Origin of the sequence: Blautia luti (assembly GCF_033096465.1) — a bacterium.
GTDB classification, from domain to species: Bacteria; Bacillota; Clostridia; order Lachnospirales; family Lachnospiraceae; genus Blautia_A; species Blautia_A luti.
Map to the genome: position 1 here is coordinate 1,232,459 of NZ_AP028156.1, position 17,186 is coordinate 1,249,644.

19 protein-coding genes are annotated in these 17,186 nt (G+C 39.5%); 18 read left to right on the forward strand and 1 reads right to left on the reverse strand.

The window, feature by feature from the left end; all coding sequences use genetic code 11:
• The first annotated feature begins 157 nt into the window (after positions 1–157).
• From R8695_RS05665 to R8695_RS05680, 4 genes are all read left to right on the forward strand, one after another.
• Positions 158–871 (forward strand): TraX family protein, encoded by a 714-nt coding sequence (locus tag R8695_RS05665; protein WP_117675050.1) that lies wholly within the window; start codon positions 158–160, stop codon positions 869–871.
• Positions 872–1,042: 171 nt separating this feature from the next.
• A complete protein-coding gene (gene trxA, locus R8695_RS05670) occupies positions 1,043–1,348 on the forward strand; it encodes a thioredoxin (RefSeq protein WP_117854274.1) in 306 nt (101 codons plus the stop codon).
• A gap of 15 nt (positions 1,349–1,363) precedes the next feature.
• Positions 1,364–1,684 (forward strand): rhodanese-like domain-containing protein, encoded by a 321-nt coding sequence (locus R8695_RS05675; protein WP_118331629.1) that lies wholly within the window; start codon positions 1,364–1,366, stop codon positions 1,682–1,684.
• A 1-nt stretch (position 1,685) separates the two neighbouring features.
• A complete protein-coding gene (locus R8695_RS05680) occupies positions 1,686–3,377 on the forward strand; it encodes an FAD-dependent oxidoreductase (RefSeq protein ID WP_154781050.1) in 1,692 nt (563 codons plus the stop codon).
• Between the two features lie 117 nt (positions 3,378–3,494).
• Here R8695_RS05680 and R8695_RS05685 read toward each other — a convergent pair whose 3' ends face one another.
• Entirely contained in the window at positions 3,495–4,154 is a 660-nt protein-coding gene (locus R8695_RS05685; RefSeq protein ID WP_243139605.1) for a Crp/Fnr family transcriptional regulator, read from the reverse strand.
• Positions 4,155–4,288: 134 nt separating this feature from the next.
• On the opposite strand from R8695_RS05685, the gene R8695_RS05690 reads away from it, so the two are divergent.
• The 14 genes from R8695_RS05690 (at position 4,289) to gatB (ending at position 17,032) form a co-directional block, all read left to right on the forward strand.
• Entirely contained in the window at positions 4,289–4,537 is a 249-nt protein-coding gene (locus R8695_RS05690; RefSeq protein ID WP_243139606.1) for a hypothetical protein, read from the forward strand.
• A gap of 222 nt (positions 4,538–4,759) precedes the next feature.
• Positions 4,760–4,960: a 4Fe-4S binding protein gene (locus tag R8695_RS05695; protein WP_118331703.1), complete on the forward strand. Its 201-nt coding sequence runs from the start codon at positions 4,760–4,762 to the stop codon at positions 4,958–4,960.
• Positions 4,957–5,541 (forward strand): 4Fe-4S binding protein, encoded by a 585-nt coding sequence (locus R8695_RS05700; RefSeq protein WP_118512457.1) that lies wholly within the window; start codon positions 4,957–4,959, stop codon positions 5,539–5,541. Before R8695_RS05695 ends, R8695_RS05700 begins: the two co-directional genes overlap by 4 nt.
• A gap of 98 nt (positions 5,542–5,639) precedes the next feature.
• Positions 5,640–6,413: a NifB/NifX family molybdenum-iron cluster-binding protein gene (locus tag R8695_RS05705; protein ID WP_118512455.1), complete on the forward strand. Its 774-nt coding sequence runs from the start codon at positions 5,640–5,642 to the stop codon at positions 6,411–6,413.
• Positions 6,414–6,743: 330 nt separating this feature from the next.
• Positions 6,744–7,067 (forward strand): thioredoxin family protein, encoded by a 324-nt coding sequence (locus R8695_RS05710; RefSeq protein ID WP_182437480.1) that lies wholly within the window; start codon positions 6,744–6,746, stop codon positions 7,065–7,067.
• Between the two features lie 17 nt (positions 7,068–7,084).
• Positions 7,085–8,011: a thioredoxin-disulfide reductase gene (trxB, locus tag R8695_RS05715; protein ID WP_118512451.1), complete on the forward strand. Its 927-nt coding sequence runs from the start codon at positions 7,085–7,087 to the stop codon at positions 8,009–8,011.
• Between the two features lie 1,010 nt (positions 8,012–9,021).
• Entirely contained in the window at positions 9,022–9,279 is a 258-nt protein-coding gene (locus tag R8695_RS05720; protein ID WP_118512449.1) for a type II toxin-antitoxin system HicA family toxin, read from the forward strand.
• The gene (locus R8695_RS05725; RefSeq protein ID WP_118512447.1) at positions 9,263–9,625 is read left to right on the forward strand and encodes a type II toxin-antitoxin system HicB family antitoxin; all 363 of its coding nucleotides are present in this window, start codon (positions 9,263–9,265) and stop codon (positions 9,623–9,625) included. Before R8695_RS05720 ends, R8695_RS05725 begins: the two co-directional genes overlap by 17 nt.
• Before the next feature lie 283 nt (positions 9,626–9,908).
• On the forward strand, positions 9,909–11,231 hold the full coding sequence (locus tag R8695_RS05730) for a glutamine synthetase family protein (protein ID WP_008704905.1): 1,323 nt from the start codon (positions 9,909–9,911) through the stop codon (positions 11,229–11,231).
• Between the two features lie 248 nt (positions 11,232–11,479).
• On the forward strand, positions 11,480–12,034 hold the full coding sequence (locus tag R8695_RS05735; RefSeq protein WP_118573040.1) for an ANTAR domain-containing response regulator: 555 nt from the start codon (positions 11,480–11,482) through the stop codon (positions 12,032–12,034).
• A gap of 393 nt (positions 12,035–12,427) precedes the next feature.
• Positions 12,428–13,759 (forward strand): aspartate--tRNA(Asn) ligase, encoded by a 1,332-nt coding sequence (gene aspS / locus R8695_RS05740; protein WP_154781052.1) that lies wholly within the window; start codon positions 12,428–12,430, stop codon positions 13,757–13,759.
• A 59-nt stretch (positions 13,760–13,818) separates the two neighbouring features.
• A complete protein-coding gene (gene gatC / locus R8695_RS05745) occupies positions 13,819–14,112 on the forward strand; it encodes an Asp-tRNA(Asn)/Glu-tRNA(Gln) amidotransferase subunit GatC (protein WP_008704901.1) in 294 nt (97 codons plus the stop codon).
• 11 nt (positions 14,113–14,123) lie between these two features.
• On the forward strand, positions 14,124–15,593 hold the full coding sequence (gene gatA / locus R8695_RS05750) for an Asp-tRNA(Asn)/Glu-tRNA(Gln) amidotransferase subunit GatA (protein WP_154781053.1): 1,470 nt from the start codon (positions 14,124–14,126) through the stop codon (positions 15,591–15,593).
• Positions 15,590–17,032 carry an Asp-tRNA(Asn)/Glu-tRNA(Gln) amidotransferase subunit GatB gene (gene gatB, locus R8695_RS05755; RefSeq protein WP_026650061.1) on the forward strand — a complete coding sequence of 481 codons (1,443 nt, stop codon included), beginning with the start codon at positions 15,590–15,592 and terminating at the stop codon, positions 17,030–17,032. Before gatA ends, gatB begins: the two co-directional genes overlap by 4 nt.
• The last annotated feature ends 154 nt before the right edge of the window (positions 17,033–17,186 follow it).

The following is a 17,186-nucleotide window of genomic DNA, read 5'->3' on the forward strand; positions in this document are numbered from 1 at the left end:
TTATATAGTTTTTTCAAAACAACTATAGTAATATAGAGTTATCACAATCTTAGCTTCCTACTATTCAACGGTTCCTTTTCGCCATATCCAGTGGGGTGGGTAAAGATGACCCAATAAGTGAATGTAATTGAAGAAATTAAAAAAAGGACTATTTTTTATGAACAATATAAAAGAAAGAATAAAAATATTTTCAGGGGCGCAGCTTAAATACATTGCTTTTCTATCTATGCTTATCGATCACACAAACAAAGCGTTAATCTATCCGAATTTGGATGGAGGAGCATTGAATCGGTTGAGTGACTTTTTTGATATTTTAGGAAGAATCGCATTTCCAATATTCATCTTCCTTCTCGTGGAAGGCTATTTCCACACAAAAAATAAATGGAAGTATTTAATTACACTTCTTGTATTTGGAGTAATATCAGAAATTCCTTTTGATATGTGTACAACAGCTACATTTTTTGAAGCCAACTGGAACAATATTATGTTTACGTTAGCCTTGGTGCTTGCCATGATCTGGCTGATTGATGTACTCAAGGAAAAGATGGCAGCATTGCCGAAAGCTTTATGGTATTTCGTATCATTTCTCATTGTGACAGTATTGTGCTTTGCTGCAATGAATCTGGGATTAGATTATGAACACCATGCGGTGCTGATTGGATATTTCTATTATATTTTTCATGACCGACAGGCACTTGCGATTCCATTTTCCTATCTTTCCATGTTCAAAGAACCATGGGCTTTGCTTGGATTTGGCCTGACACTTACTTATAATGGAGAACGTGGAAAACAGAATAAGTGGTTTAATTATCTTTTTTATCCAGTACATTTGCTGATTTTAGGAATTATAAGAATGTGTCTTAAGATTTGAATATGAAATTTAAAAAAGGACTTTTCTTTTAAAATGAACGAAAAGTCCTCTTTTTGCGTAGATGACTGTTATTTCACAGCCCCTTTTTATTGCGATATTTTGTGATGATATCACAGAAAATAATCTACCTTTTGTTTATAATGTAGCTAGAAACTAAGGGAGGATTATAAAATGACTGCAATTAATATCAATAAAAATAATTTCCAGAGTGAAGTGATGAATTCTGATAAACCTGTCCTTTTGGATTTTTGGGCGCCTTGGTGTGCTCCTTGTCGTATGGTGGTTCCTATCATAGAGGAGATTGCAGGTGAACGCCCTGATATCAGAGTTGGTAAAATCAATGTGGATGAGCAGCCTGAACTGGCAAGTGAATTTAGTATTATGAGTATCCCAACTTTGGTGGTTATGAAGAATGGGAAGATCGTACAACAGGTTTCAGGTGCGAGACCTAAGAATGCAATTTTAGAAATGCTTTAAGGAGGAGGTGCACTAATGGGATTTTTTGATTTCCTTAAACAGGCGAATATTAATCAAGGGATAGAGGAATATAAAAGGACTGCTGGTGCAGTTCTGCTGGATGTACGTACTCCGCAGGAATATCAGGAAGGGCATATACCAGAAAGTAAAAATGTACCGTTACAACAACTTAACAATGTTGTTTCAGTAGTGAAGAATACAGAAATTCCACTGTTTGTATACTGTTATTCCGGAGTCCGAAGTCGTCAAGCAACAGGGTTGTTGCAACGAATGGGATATTCTAAAGTAAATAATATCGGTGGCATTGCTGCTTATTCAGGAAAGGTGGAAAAATAAGATGAAGGTAATAATCGTAGGAGGTGTAGCCGGAGGAGCTACAGCTGCTGCAAGAATACGAAGACTGGATGAACATGCAGAAATTACTGTGTTTGAAAGATCCGGATACATATCCTATGCGAATTGTGGGCTTCCATATTATATTGGAGACGTGATCACAGATCCGGAAGAACTTACATTACAGACACCAGAGAGTTTTTTTAAACGTTTCCATATCAATATGAAAATTTATCATGAAGTTATCTCCATACATCCGGATCGTAAAACAGTTTCAGTGAAAAATTTGGAGAATGGTGAGATATTTGAAGAAAACTATGATAAGCTGATCCTTTCTCCAGGTGCAAAGCCAACACAGCCGAGACTTCCTGGAGTAGGTATTGATAAGCTTTTTACACTTCGTACAGTAGAAGATACTTTTCTGATAAAGGAATATATTAATAAGAATCATCCAAAATCTGCTGTGTTGGCTGGTGGCGGTTTTATTGGTTTAGAGCTGGCAGAAAATTTGAGGGAGCTTGGCATGGATGTTACGATTGTCCAACGACCTAAGCAGCTGATGAATCCTTTTGATCCGGATATGGCATCCATGATCCATAATGAAATGAGAAAGCATGGAGTAAAACTGGTATTGGGCTATACAGTAGAAGGATTTAAAGAAAAAGACAATGAAGTGGAGGTTCTATTGAAAGATAATCCATCTCTTCAGGCTGATATGGTGGTGCTGGCAATCGGCGTCACACCAGACACAGCACTAGCAAAAAAAGCCGGTCTGGAACTTGGCATCAAGGAAAGTATTGTAGTGAATGACAGAATGGAAACTTCTGTACCGGATATTTATGCTGCAGGTGATGCAGTTCAGGTAAAACATTATGTTACTGGCAATGATGCGTTAATCTCTTTAGCGGGACCTGCCAATAAACAGGGAAGGATCATTGCTGATAATATTTGTGGCGGTGATAATCGTTACTTGGGCAGTCAGGGAAGCTCCGTTATCAAAGTGTTTGATATGACAGCAGCCACTACAGGTATCAATGAAACCAATGCCAAAAAGTCAGGATTAGAGGTAGATACAGTAATTCTTTCTCCTATGAGTCATGCCGGTTACTATCCTGGAGGAAAAGTGATGACCATGAAGGTGGTTTTTGAAAAAAAGACGTATCGTTTGCTTGGTGCTCAGATTATTGGATATGAAGGAGTTGATAAACGTATTGATGTGCTGGCAACAGCAATCCATGCAGGGCTGAAGGCAACCCAGCTGAAAGATTTGGATCTCGCATATGCACCACCTTATTCCTCTGCCAAGGATCCTGTAAATATGGCCGGATTCATGATAGACAATATAGCAAAAGGGACCTTAAAACAATGGCATTTGGAAGATATGGATAAGATTTCTAAAGATAAAAGTGCTGTGTTGCTGGATGTGAGAACGGTAGATGAATTTAGCAGGGGACATATGGATGGATTCAAAAATATTCCTGTAGATGAACTGAGGGAACGGATCAATGAAATTGAGAAAGGAAAGCCTGTGTATCTGATATGCCAGAGTGGTCTGCGCAGTTACATTGCCAGCCGTATTCTGGAAGGAAATGGATATGAAACATACAACTTCTCCGGCGGATTCCGTTTCTATGATGCAGTGGTTAATGACCGTGCGCTGATCGAAAGGACATATGCATGCGGTATGGATTATTAGAAATAAACAAAATATTTTTATAATTTTCTCGTAGCATAAAAAGATCCCCCATTTATTAGAATGACTTCCATAATTCTGATAAATGGAGGATTCTTTAGATGTTATAGAAAAACATTTTTATGATCTTTGTAGTGTTTCCAGTCTTTTCGAATCAAGGATTGTGATTTTTCCGCGGGAGAGTCTGACGAGTCCTTCTCCTTGAAAGTATCGGAGCATTCGAGTGATAACTTCCCTGTGGGAACCAAGATGATTAGCAATCGTCTCATGAGTGATTTTCAGCTCGTTTGTTCCTTCGATAGAGGTCTCTTCTAAAAGAAATGAAGCAACACGCTTATCCAAACTCTTCCACATGATTTGTTCAATCAGCCACATGACATCAGAAAAACGGGTGGCCATTAACTCATTGGTATAGTTTGCGACGGGAGCAGATTCCTTCATAATGTCCTTATAGATTTCAGCAGGGATGATCCAAAGATCAGTATCTTTTTCTGCTTCAATGGTTACTTCAAATTGAATGGAGCGTATGATACATGAGGCGGATAAAAGACACATATCCATATCGAACAGACGGTAAAGTGTAATCTCCCGTCCTTCATCTGAAAGTATGTAGGTTCGAAGCTGCCCGGATTTAACCAGTAATAATCCAGTACAGTCCAGGTTTCCATTGTGAATGATCGTTCCTTTTTTTACAACCTGTGTGATTAAATTGTCTGAAATTAGTTTTTTCTGTGCTGTATTTAAGTCACTCCATAGTGGAAAATAATTTTCAAAGTTCATAACAGTTATCTCCTTTACGAACATAGTATACTTGCTTTTTTAAGATGCGTCAATTCTATAATTGACATATGCCATAAATAAAAATATACTGATTATAGTACATGATTGATGTAAATATGAGGGAGGGAAAAATAATGCAGGGAGATGTCAGTTTTACATTACTGGACCGAATTGAAGAAGTAGAACTGAATATTGTAGATAGACGATGGCAGTCTGCACTGGCATTGGCATTGACTTTGCCAGATATTTGCGGAGAACGCTGTTGGCAGCTCCGGTGTGAATATCTTCATCAAAACAAAGGATTTTTAAACGATGAAAATAATATACACTTTCATCTTGGATTAAACTGTGGAATGTCAGTTTGTCAGCTGGACAGTATCTGAAGAAGAAAGCAAATCTATAACAATGAAAGAAAAACAAAAAATAATTATTAGAACAATTGAGGAGATTCTAAACATCATATATAAATATAAAGGTGATGTATAATAAAAATATGTCTTTTTAGTTATTAGCGGTCAAGGTAAATTCTTATGTAATAATATCACAGAAGAATTTACCTTTTTCAGGTACAATAGAGATAACAAATTTGAAAGGGGAACAAAGCATTGGCAAAAAGAGTGGCAAGTGTCGATAAAAAAAGATGTGTTGCCTGCGGAGTATGCGAAAATACTTGTCCGTTGGCAGCGGTTAAAGTCCATCGTGGGTGCTATGCGGTAGTAGAAGAAACATTGTGTGTAGGATGCGGAAAATGTGCAAAGTCCTGTCCAGTAGGCTGTATTGAAATGAAAGAGAGGGTAACAGTGTGAAGAAAAAGAAGCATTGGTATGATTATTTATGGATATGGGCGATCATTTATTTTGCTCTCGGTTTTTTTAATATTTTGTTCGCTTGGTTTGGGATGATTGATTTCTTGGTGCCGTTAGGAATAGCAATATTCGGTGGAAATAAATTTTTCTGTAATCATTTGTGTGGACGAGGCCAGCTTTTTAGTAAGTTTGGAGGAGATTTAAAATGCTCAAGAAATAAACCAACCCCGCGATGGATGAGTTCAAAATGGTTCCGATATGGCTTTTTGATATTTTTCCTTACAATGTTTGGGAATATGGTATTTCAGACATATTTAGTTGGTGCCGGAGCATCTTCCTTGCGTGAAGCCATCAAACTATTCTGGACATTCCGTGTTCCATGGGGATGGACATACACTGCAGGAACAGTAGCTGATTGGGTGGCACAGTTTAGTTTTGGATTTTATAGTTTGATGCTTACATCGCTGCTGTTAGGGTTGATTGTAATGGTGTTATATAAGCCACGAACCTGGTGTACATTTTGTCCAATGGGAACAATGACGCAAGGCATCTATAAATTAAAAAATAATGAAAATAAGTAATACTATTAGGTGATCTATAAAAGGCATATGTCAAAAACATTATTGACATATGCCTTTTATAGGACTATTATATAAGAAAAGTGAGAAAGGAGCAGTTTATGCCGAGACCAGTAAAGTGCAGAAAAATCTGTCATTTTCCCAATACTTTAGAATTTTTCCCGGCAGATAATACTGAGAAAAAAACACCCATTGTTCTGACGGTAGATGAGTATGAGACAATTCGTCTTTTGGACAAGAAAGGTTATAGTCAGGAGCAGTGTGCAGCATCTATGCAAGTCGCAAGAACAACTGTTCAACGAATTTACGAGATTGCCCGGAAGAAAATAGCAGATGCACTCATTGATGGACATCCGCTTAGAATCGAGGGTGGGGATATAAGAATCTGTGACGGTCAGAACAGCAACTGTAGCTTTGGAGGATGTTACAAACAGGAAATTTACCAAAAATATGCAGCAGAAAAAGGAGAAGGTATCATGAGAATAGCAGTAACATATGAAAATGGACAGATTTTCCAGCACTTTGGACACACAGAGACATTTAAGATTTACGATGTAGAGGAAGGAAAAGTAGTACATTCAGAAGTAGTAGATACGAATGGAAGCGGACATGGTGCATTGGCGGGAGTTCTTAATGCATTGAATGCAGATGTACTGATCTGTGGTGGAATCGGAGGCGGTGCACAGACAGCATTAGCGGCAGCCGGTATTAAGCTTTTCGGAGGAGTTTCCGGAGATGCGGATGAAGCAGTAGAAGCCTTTATTAATGAAACACTGGATTACAATCCGGATGTGAAGTGCTCTCACCATGAGCACAGCCACGGGGAAGGACATACCTGTGGTGAGCACGGATGTGGAAGCCATAGCTGTCATTAAGAAGAATAGTGAAAAATAATAATACGAAAGGATGTGCCAAGGTAATGGAGAAGTTACCGTAGCGCATCCTTTTTTGTTATTTTCATATTGATTATTTCTTACTTGCCGAAAGTAATGAATTGAACGTATAATACTCCCAGCTTTTTGTAACTGTCAAAGACGGGAGTATACTTAATTTATTGAGATGTGTCAATTATATAACTGGCATATGCCGTAAATAGAAATAAAAAGAAGCGTAATAAAGTAAATTGTCTTTTCTGTGATATCATCACGGAAGCAAGATCTTTTATGCGGTATATTAAGTTCAAACAGGAGAAGGGGTTAAAAAATATGACATCAATAAATATAAATAAAGAAAAGTTTGGACAATTAATTAATAAGGAAAAACTGGTTTTGGTTGATTTCTGGGCACCTTGGTGTGGTTATTGCCGTAGAATTGGAGCAGCTTATGAAAAAATAAGTGAAGAATACAGCGATATTCTTATTGCAGGAAAAGTAAATATTGATGAAGAACCACATATTGCAGAAGCTGAAAAGATTGAGATAATTCCTACGCTGGTTTTATATCGAGATGGAAAGGCAATAGATTCTATTGTTGCACCCGAATCAAAAAAAATGATAGAAAACTTTATTAATGAAGCTTTGGAAAAATAAAATAGGAGGACTGTTGTATGAATGAAAATCATGTTTACGATATGATTATCGTGGGAGGAGGACCTGGTGGGTATACATCAGCATTATACGCAGCCAGAGCAGGACTTGAAACAATTGTTTTAGAAAAATTATCTGCAGGTGGCCAGATGTCACTGACATGGCAGATTGATAACTATCCTGGTTTTGAAAATGGAATTGACGGATTTTCATTGGCAGAGAAAATGCAAAAACAGGCGGAAAAATATGGTGCTAAAAGTGAATATGCAGAAGTTTTTAATATGGATTTAGCAGGAAAGCTTAAGAGAGTAGAAACTAGTTCGGGAATTTATATTGGGAAAACAGTAGTGATAGCTACAGGAGCAAATCCAAGAGAACTTGGTCTTGATAAAGAAAAAGAATTGATAGGTCATGGAGTTGCTTATTGTGCCGCCTGTGATGGTATGTTTTATAAAGATAAGATTGTGGTTGTTGTTGGTGGTGGAAATTCTGCTGTATCAGATGCTACTCTTTTAAGTCGAATTGCTAAGAAAGTTATCATTGTTCATCGAAGAGATACATTACGTGCAACAAAAATTTACAATGACCAGCTGATGAAAACTGAAAATATAGAGTTTCGATGGAATAGTACAGTAAAAGAACTGCTTTATGGAGAACGATTGACTGGTGTGCGGTTGAAAGATACAGTTACAGGAGAAGAAAACATTATAGAATGTGACGGCTTGTTTGTGAGCATAGGAAGAAAACCGACAATAGATTTTTTAGATAATCAGATAGAACTGGATAATAAAGGATATATTGTGGCAGGTGAACATACTGAAACAAGTATTCCAGGTGTTTATGCTGTAGGAGATGTCAGAACAAAGTTACTTCGTCAGATAGTAACAGCTGTTGCAGATGGTGCTATGGCAGTACATATGGCAGAAAAATATATAGGGGAAATGTAAAGTGAATTCCGCCTTTATGCATAGGAATTGTTTGGTTAAGTTAAATAATGAAACAGAAAATAGTCATTTTGATAGACCATATTTACTATAAATAATCAGAATTTGAATACTGAACTTTTTATACTGAAATATGTACGATTTCAATAATGACATGAACTTAAGGGAACGTATTGCGGATACTTTGTGAACTTTATCCTGATACAATGATTATGCTGATGAAAGAAGGCATGTATTATTGTTTTCTATATTGATATTAGGACAGAATGTTGTCAGCTATAATGTGCAAAATGAATTACGTTTAGTTAAAAAAGGATTTCCGCTCAGATATTCTTTAAAAGAAAAATTACAATGCAAGTCAGTTATTGGAATGTTCTTGTTGTTACTCCCGATGCTTTGTTATTGGATAGCGTATAAAATTGAATTATTTAGTATTCTCCTTTGGATATGGATGCCGATTCAGAGTATTATAATATATACAGCAAAGAACCGGCTGCAAAGGTTACTATATATACTTCCATTTTATATTTTGTCATTGTTATCTATGAGAGTATGGCAGATGTTTTTTTAACAATAAGATCATTGATTTTCTAAGCAAAACCGCTTATAATTTGAATCGGAACATATTGCTATTATCCACAGTTACGAAGTGCGTGTTATCAATGCCGATAATAAAATGATAACATTAGCCCGTATAGGTAGGATAATATGGATAAATCAAATAATCAAAAGAACTACAAACACGACAGCGAATAATCTCTAAACAAAATTGATTAGTAATTGTCGACGGCAAATAATACTTTTGTTACATTAAATTTGCATATCTAAAATAATTTTTGAACCATTCGGCTCATCCATTTCCCTTTATGATTAAGTACAAAAGACAGTATTTTTGAATTTATATTTTGCGTATTTCTCTTTCGGAGAATACGGGAACCTTTTCAAATTTTGCAGAGAAAAATTGATTGACACCATATACGATACCACATATAATGTAAATAGGAGATATAAGAATGTCAAAATGGGATAAACTGATAACACGTATATGTAATTTATCAAAAGATCTTCGGTTTGATGAATTGCGAAAAGTATTGGAAAGTTATGGATATGATATGCATGTTCCGAGAAGTGGGAGCAGTCATTATACATTTAGAAAATCTGGGTGCATGCCTATTACAATACCAAAACATGAGCCGATAAAGAAAGTATATGTAGAAATGGTAAGGGAAATAGTAGAAAGTGAGGCGAAGAATCATGAAGACGTTGAATGATTATATGTCAATGTCCTATCGTATGGAAGTTGTGGAAGATAAAACCGAAGGAGGATTTGTAGTTTCGTATCCAGATCTCCCTGGTTGCATTACCAGCGGAGAAACAGTGGAAAGTGCAATTTCAAATGCTCTGGATGCAAAAAAAGCATGGCTTGAAGCTGCATTAGAAGAAGGGGTAGAAATCCATGAACCGGATAGCCTTGAAGATTATTCCGGACAGTTTAAGCTGAGAATTCCAAGAAGCCTGCATAGACTACTGGCAGAACATTCTCAGAGAGAGGGAATCAGTATGAATCAGTATTGCGTATATCTTCTTTCGAGGAATGATGCGGTATTCTCAAAATAGCAATTATATGTAAGCAGCAAAGCATGTTATTGAGAGCGGAATGTACAGTAACATGGAAAGAGCTGATGAAAAAATATGCAGTTGACAAAGAACAGGTACATTGTTATAATTGCCTACATGAACAAAGGCGTTCTTTCTATAGAAAAGTAACTGTAGAAAGTGCGCCATTTTTTATATCATTATAAAAAGAATCTATAAAACTTCCAGACAGGACAAAACTGTATCGAAGAATCATTAAGAAAGCAAAAACAGCAGAAACTATGCTGACAAGGAGTGAATGAAAATGGGGAATTATACCAGAGAAGAAATATTACAGATGGCTGAGGAGGAAGACGTGGAATTTATCCGTCTCCAGTTCACAGATATGTTCGGAACGCTGAAAAACATTGCCATAACTGCCCGGGAACTTCCCCGTGCGCTGGATAACCGATGTATTGTAGATGGTTCCTTTATTGCAGGGATCGCAGGAGAATCTGAACCGGATATGTACTTAAGACCGGATCTTGACACTTTTGCAATTCTCCCATGGAGACCACAGCAGGGAAAAGTTGCCAGACTGTTATGCGACATCTATTGTCCGGACGGAACCCCCCATGAGAGAAGTCCGAGATATATCCTGAAGAAAACCGCCCGGGAGGCAAAGAAGGAGGGATACACCTGTCTGGTAGATCCGGAATGTGAATTTTTCCTTTTTCATACAGATGATAACGGAGTTCCGACTACTGTAACACATGAAAAGGCCGGATATCTGGATGTCAGTCCTGTGGATCTGGGTGAAAACGCAAGACGTGATATTGTGTTAAATCTGGAAGACATGGGGATTGAGGTAGAATCTTCTCACCATGAAACTGCTCCTGCACAGCACGAAGTTGATTTCAAATACGGTGAAGTCCGTACGATTGCAGACCGGATCATGTCATTTAAGATGACGGTCCGTACCATTGCCAAACGCCATGGACTTCATGCGACATTTATGCCGAAACCAAGGGCAGAAGTAAACGGCTCCGGAATGCACATTCATTTCTCCTTATTTAAAGATGGAAGAAATGTATTCGTTAATCCGGGAAATCCACAGGAATTAAGCGAAGAAGCTTATTACTTCGTAGGAGGTCTTCTGGCTCACAGCAAAGAGATGGCACTGATCACCAATCCTATCGTAAATTCCTACAAACGTCTGGTTCCGGGCTATGAAGCACCGACAGAACTGACATGGACAAAGAACAACCAGAATTCACTGGTAAGAATTCCGGGATCCAGAGGTATGGAGACAAGGATCGAACTGAGAAGTCCGGATGCAGCAGCAAATCCGTATCTGGTATTTGCAGTATGTCTGGCAGCAGGACTGGATGGAATCAATAAGAAGATTTATCCGACTAAGTCCTCCAGCAGAGAGTTATCCGAAACAGACCAGAAAACAATGAAGATTGAAAATCTTCCGGGAAATTTGAACGAAGCAATTGATTACTTCGAACAGAGTGACTGGATCAAAGAAGTACTTGGAACAGAATTTTGTAAAGAATACGCAGCAGCCAAGAAAAAAGAATGGCTGCGCTATACAAGAGAAATTTCAGCCTGGGAAATCGAGGAATACTTATACAGAATTTAACCGAATCAAACAAGTCTCCTGTAGAAATTGTAAAAAGCAATAAGCAGTGGGTGGGGACTTGTTTGTATCAGGAGGAGCGAAGCTCCTTCTGATAAACTGCGAAGCAGTTATTCGGTTATGAGCAAGTAGCGAAGCGGATTGCGAACATCCGCTTGATCAAAATCAAACAAGTCCCCTGCGGAGGTTGTAAAAAGCAATAAGCAGTGGACGGGAACCCAGGCTGTAACAGAAATAGGAGTGGCAGAGTTATGAGCAGCAGCATTGTGATTGCGTTACCGAAAATTGAAGACGCAAAGAAAATCCGCACAATACTTAACAGACATGGGCTCACAGTAGCTTCTGTCTGCAGCTCTGTCTCTAATGCGCTGGCCAGTATCTCAGAGCTTGACAGTGGTGTCCTGATATGTGGGTATAAGTTGACAGATGCCTATTATAAAGACGCTCTCGATAACCTGCCACAGTATTTTGAAATGTTGCTTCTGGCCTCTCAGCGTATTATAGATGAAGCACCGAATTCCGTCAGCACTGTACAGATGCCGATGAAAGCAAGCGTACTGATAGATACGGTCAATGACATGCTCTATCATCTGGAACGCCGGATCAAAAAAGAAAAGAAGAAACCAAAGCCCAGATCAGAAAAAGAACAGAATTATATCTCGAATGCCAAACGCCTTCTGATGGAAAAAAACCAGATGACAGAAGAGGAAGCATACAGACATATCCAGAAATGCAGTATGGATTCCGGTACTAATATGGTAGAAACTGCACAGATGTTACTCATGCTGATGTATGATGAAATCTGATTTTTCAAACACGTTCTAAATAAAATATCCGAAAATAATAAGGAAAATTTTGTAAAAAATGACGATATTATTTTGACAGAATATGTGGTAATATACAGAATATATTTTTGTTCATATCAAGTTAGAGGCAAAATATATTTTGACCCTAACATCATATTATATATAGAAAGAATACAAACAAACATAAAATAGATAATAACAGGAAGAATGATTACAAAGGCGTAATCAGAGAGTCCAGGGGATAAGTGTCTCCGGATTTTCTGATTACGCCTTTTTGATATTCCAGGGTTTTAAGCCAAAAAGTCGTTGTGCTTGCACGAAAAGCCTTTTGAACTTGAAACCAGTGAAGATATCACAAAGGTTTTCAGAAATGAAGAAATGGAGGATGAGGAAATGGAATTTATGGATGGAACATGGAAAAAAGAAATTAACACCTGGGAGGAGCTCGTAGGTAATAATCTCCTGAACCAGGAAGCCGTAATCGAAGGCGCTGTTCACAGCATCCGTAATATGGGTGATGTGGCATTTATCATTCTTAGAAGAAGGGAAGGCTTATTCCAGACAGTCTATGAAAATGAAATGGCAAATGTTTCCATTCATGAATTGAAGGAAGCAATGACGATCAGGGTGAAAGGAATCCTGCATGAAGAGGAGAGAGCACCGCACGGAAGAGAGCTTCGTATTCGTCATATTGATATTTTATCAACACCGGCAGAGCCACTTCCAATGGCAATCGACAAATGGAAACTGAACACTTCCCTGGAAGCAAAATTAAACTACAGACCGATTTCCCTGAGAAATATTCAGGAGCGTTCCAAATTTAAGATTCAGGAGGCACTGACAAAAGCATTCCGCGATTATCTCTACGGACAGGGATTCACAGAAATCCACACTCCAAAGATCGGAGCAAGAGGAGCAGAGGGTGGAGCAAACCTTTTCAAGTTCAGCTACTTCCACAAACCTGCAGTACTTGCGCAGAGCCCACAGTTCTACAAACAGATGATGGTTGGCGTATTTGACAGAGTATTTGAGACAGGCCCTGTATTCCGAGCTGAGAAACATAATACCAAACGTCACTTAAATGAATACACCAGTCTGGACTTCGAGATGGGATATATTGACAGCTTCGAAGAAATTATGGCAATGGAAACAGGATTCCTCCAGTATGCCATGAACCTTCTGAAAACAGAATATGCAAAAGAAGTACAGATTTTGAAGCTTGAGATCCCGGATGTATCCAAAATCCTGGCAGTCCGTTTCGATGTAGCCAAGGAACTGGTATCACAGAAATATAACCGTAAGATCAGAAATCCATTTGACCTGGAGCCGGAAGAAGAAGCACTGATCGGACAGTATTTCAAAGAAGAATATGGCTCAGATTTCGTATTTGTCACACATTATCCGTCAAAGAAACGTCCATTCTATGCAATGGATGATCCGGAAGACGCAAGATTTACCTTAAGCTTTGACCTGTTATTCAAAGGCCTTGAGATCACAACAGGCGGACAGCGTATCCATGATTACAACATGCTGGTACAGAAAATTGAAGACAGAGGTATGACGCAGGAAGGCATGGAACAGTATCTGGATACCTTCAAACATGGTATGCCGCCTCACGGTGGACTGGGAATCGGTCTGGAACGTCTGACCATGCAGCTTATCGGTGAAGAGAATGTTCGTGAAACCTGTCTCTTCCCGCGAGATATGAACCGTCTGGAACCGTAAATAAGTCGGAAATAAAAGCAATATAGAATGTTACAGGCAGTATATATAAGGAGAAAATCATGGCAAAGATCATAGATGATGAAACAATGGAAAATGTGTGCATCCTGGCCAAGCTTTCCCTCTCAGAAGAAGAAAAGGAAAAAGCAAAAGCTGAAATGCAGAAAATGCTTGATTATGTAGAGAAACTGGATGAACTGGATACATCTGAAGTAGAGCCGATGTCCCATATCTTCCAGGACGAGAACGTATTTCGTGAGGATGTTGTCACAAACGGAGACAACAAAGAAGCAATGCTGGCAAATGCACCGAAAGCAAAAGAAGGACAGTATCAGGTTCCGAAAACCATAGGATAGGAGACAGGACAATGGAGTTGGAAAAATTAACAGCCCTGCAGCTTGGGGAAAAAATAAAACAGCGTCAGGTCAGCGTCCTGGATGGAGTAAAAACTGTTTTTGAACAGATTGAGAAACAGGATTCAGAAGTACACGCTTATCTTGACACATATAAAGAAGAAGCATACAAACGTGCAGAAGAAGTACAAAAAGGCATCGAGGACGGTACTTATACCAGTCCTCTTGCAGGCGTACCGATCGCGATCAAAGATAATATCTGTATTAATGGAAAGAAAACTACCTGTGCATCAAAGATTCTTGAGAATTTTGTGCCTCAGTATAATGCAGAAGTCATTGACCGTCTGGAAAAAGCCGGACTGGTCATTATCGGAAAAACAAACATGGATGAATTTGCCATGGGAAGTACCACAGAGACTTCCGCTTACGGCATCACCAGAAACCCATGGAATCTGGAACACGTACCAGGCGGTTCTTCAGGTGGTTCCTGTGTAGCAGTAGCAGCAGGAGAAACTTATCTGGCACTTGGTTCAGATACAGGCGGATCTATCCGTCAGCCAAGTTCCTACTGTGGTGTAACCGGAATTAAACCAACCTATGGAACAGTATCCCGTTATGGCCTTGTAGCTTATGCATCTTCCCTGGATCAGATCGGACCTGTAGGAAAAGACGTATCTGACTGTGCAGCTCTTCTGGAGATCATCGCAGGACATGATACAAAAGACAGCACATCCATGAAAAGAGAAGACCTTCAGTTCTCCAAAGAACTGACAGGAGATATCAAGGGGATGAAATTCGGAGTTCCTGAAGAATATCTGGCAGAGGGACTTGATCCGGAAGTAAAGGCATCCTTTATGAGCGTTCTCGATACACTGAAAGAACTGGGAGCAGAAGTAGAATTTTTCTCCATCAAGACCATGGAATACATGATTCCGGCTTATTACATTATTGCCAGTGCAGAAGCAAGCTCCAACCTGGAACGTTTCGATGGTGTTAAATACGGTTTCCGTGCAGCAGAATATGATGGTCTTCATGACATGTACAAAAAGACCAGAACAGCAGGTTTCGGTGAGGAAGTAAAACGCCGTATCATGCTTGGTTCCTTCGTGTTAAGCTCCGGTTATTATGATGCATACTATCTGAAGGCACTCCGCACAAAAGCCCTGATCAAGAAAGAATTTGACCAGGCATTTGGCAAATATGATGTGCTCCTTGCACCTGCATCTCCATTTACAGCACCGAAGATCGGTGAAAGCTTAAAAGATCCCCTTGCCATGTATCTTGGAGATATCTACACAGTAGCAGTCAATCTCTGCGGTCTTCCGGGAATTACAGTTCCATGCGGAAAAGACAGCAAAGGTCTCCCAATCGGTATCCAGATGATCGGGGACTGCTTCATGGAAAAGAAAATCCTGCGTGCAGCACACGCCTATGAAACCAGCCGCGGCTCCTTTGCCGTGCCAGGAGAAGGAGGCACCAGATAATGAAACAGTACGAAACAGTCATAGGACTTGAAGTCCATGTAGAACTTGCAACAAAAACAAAAATTTTCTGCGGATGCTCCACTGAATTCGGAGGAGCACCCAATACACATACATGCCCGGTCTGCACAGGTATGCCGGGTTCCCTGCCTGTATTAAATAAGAAAGTAGTAGAGTTTGCCCTGAAAGCAGGTCTTGCAGCAAACTGCCAGATCCATCAGTACTGCAAATTTGACCGTAAGAACTATTTCTATCCGGACAACCCACAGAACTATCAGATTTCTCAGTTATATCTGCCAATCTGTCATGACGGATGGGTAGAGATTGAAACCTCTGCAGGCAAAAAGAAAATCCGCATCCATGAAATGCATATGGAAGAGGATGCAGGTAAACTGATTCATGATGAATGGGAAGACTGCTCCCTGGTAGACTATAACCGAAGCGGTGTTCCACTGATCGAGATCGTATCCGAACCGGATATGAGAAGCTCCGAGGAAGTTATCGCTTATCTGGAAAAGCTCCGTTGTATGATGCAGTATCTGGGTGTATCAGACTGTAAGCTTCAGGAAGGCTCCATGCGTGCAGACGTTAACCTTTCTGTCCGTGAAGTGGGAGCAGAAGAATTCGGTACCAGAACAGAGATGAAGAACCTGAACTCTTTCAAAGCCATTGCCAGAGCAATCGAAGGCGAAAGAGAACGTCAGATCGAACTGATCGAAGAAGGCAAGGCAGTTACACAGGAGACACGCCGCTGGGATGACAACAAAGAATATTCTTACGCCATGCGTTCCAAGGAAGATGCCAAAGACTACAGATATTTCCCTGATCCAGATCTGCCTCCAATCCATATCTCTGATGCATGGATTGAAAAGATCAAAGCAGAACAGCCGGAGCTTCGCGAAGTGAAACAGGCCCGTTATCAGGAAGAGTACGGACTTCCGGCATACGATGCGGGAATCCTTACAGAATCCCGCCATCTTGCAGGTCTTTTTGAAGAAACAGCAGCAATCTACGGAAATGCAAAGAAGACAGCAAACTGGTTTATGGGTGAGGTACTCCGTCTGACGAAAGATAAAGCTATGGATCCGGAACAGGTATCTTTCTCACCGAAGCATCTTGCAGATCTTCTGGTAATGGTAGAAAAATCCGAAGTCAGCCCTCAGAATGCAAAAAAAGTCTTTGAGAAAGTCTTTGAGGAAGACATTGATCCTGTAGCCTACATTGAGGAACATGGTCTGAAGATTGTAGAAGACACAGGACTTCTGGAAGAAACCATCAACAGGATCCTGGATGCTAACCCAGGACCACTTTCAGAACTTCTGGGAGGTAAAGATAAAGTCATGGGCTTCTTTGTAGGTCAGATCATGAAAGAGATGAAAGGCAAGGCAAATCCTGCAAGCGTCCGCGAGACACTAATGAAAGAAGTAGAGAAGCGCAAATAAAATAAATCACCCCGGACATTATGCCCGGGGTAAAAAATGTTACTGTTCACTCTGTTCACAGCAACACGCTTCGCGATGCAAAAAATATGAACCTCCTTGTACAAAGCACAAGGAGTATCGTTTGCTTCGCAAACTTAATTTATGCTAATCGCAT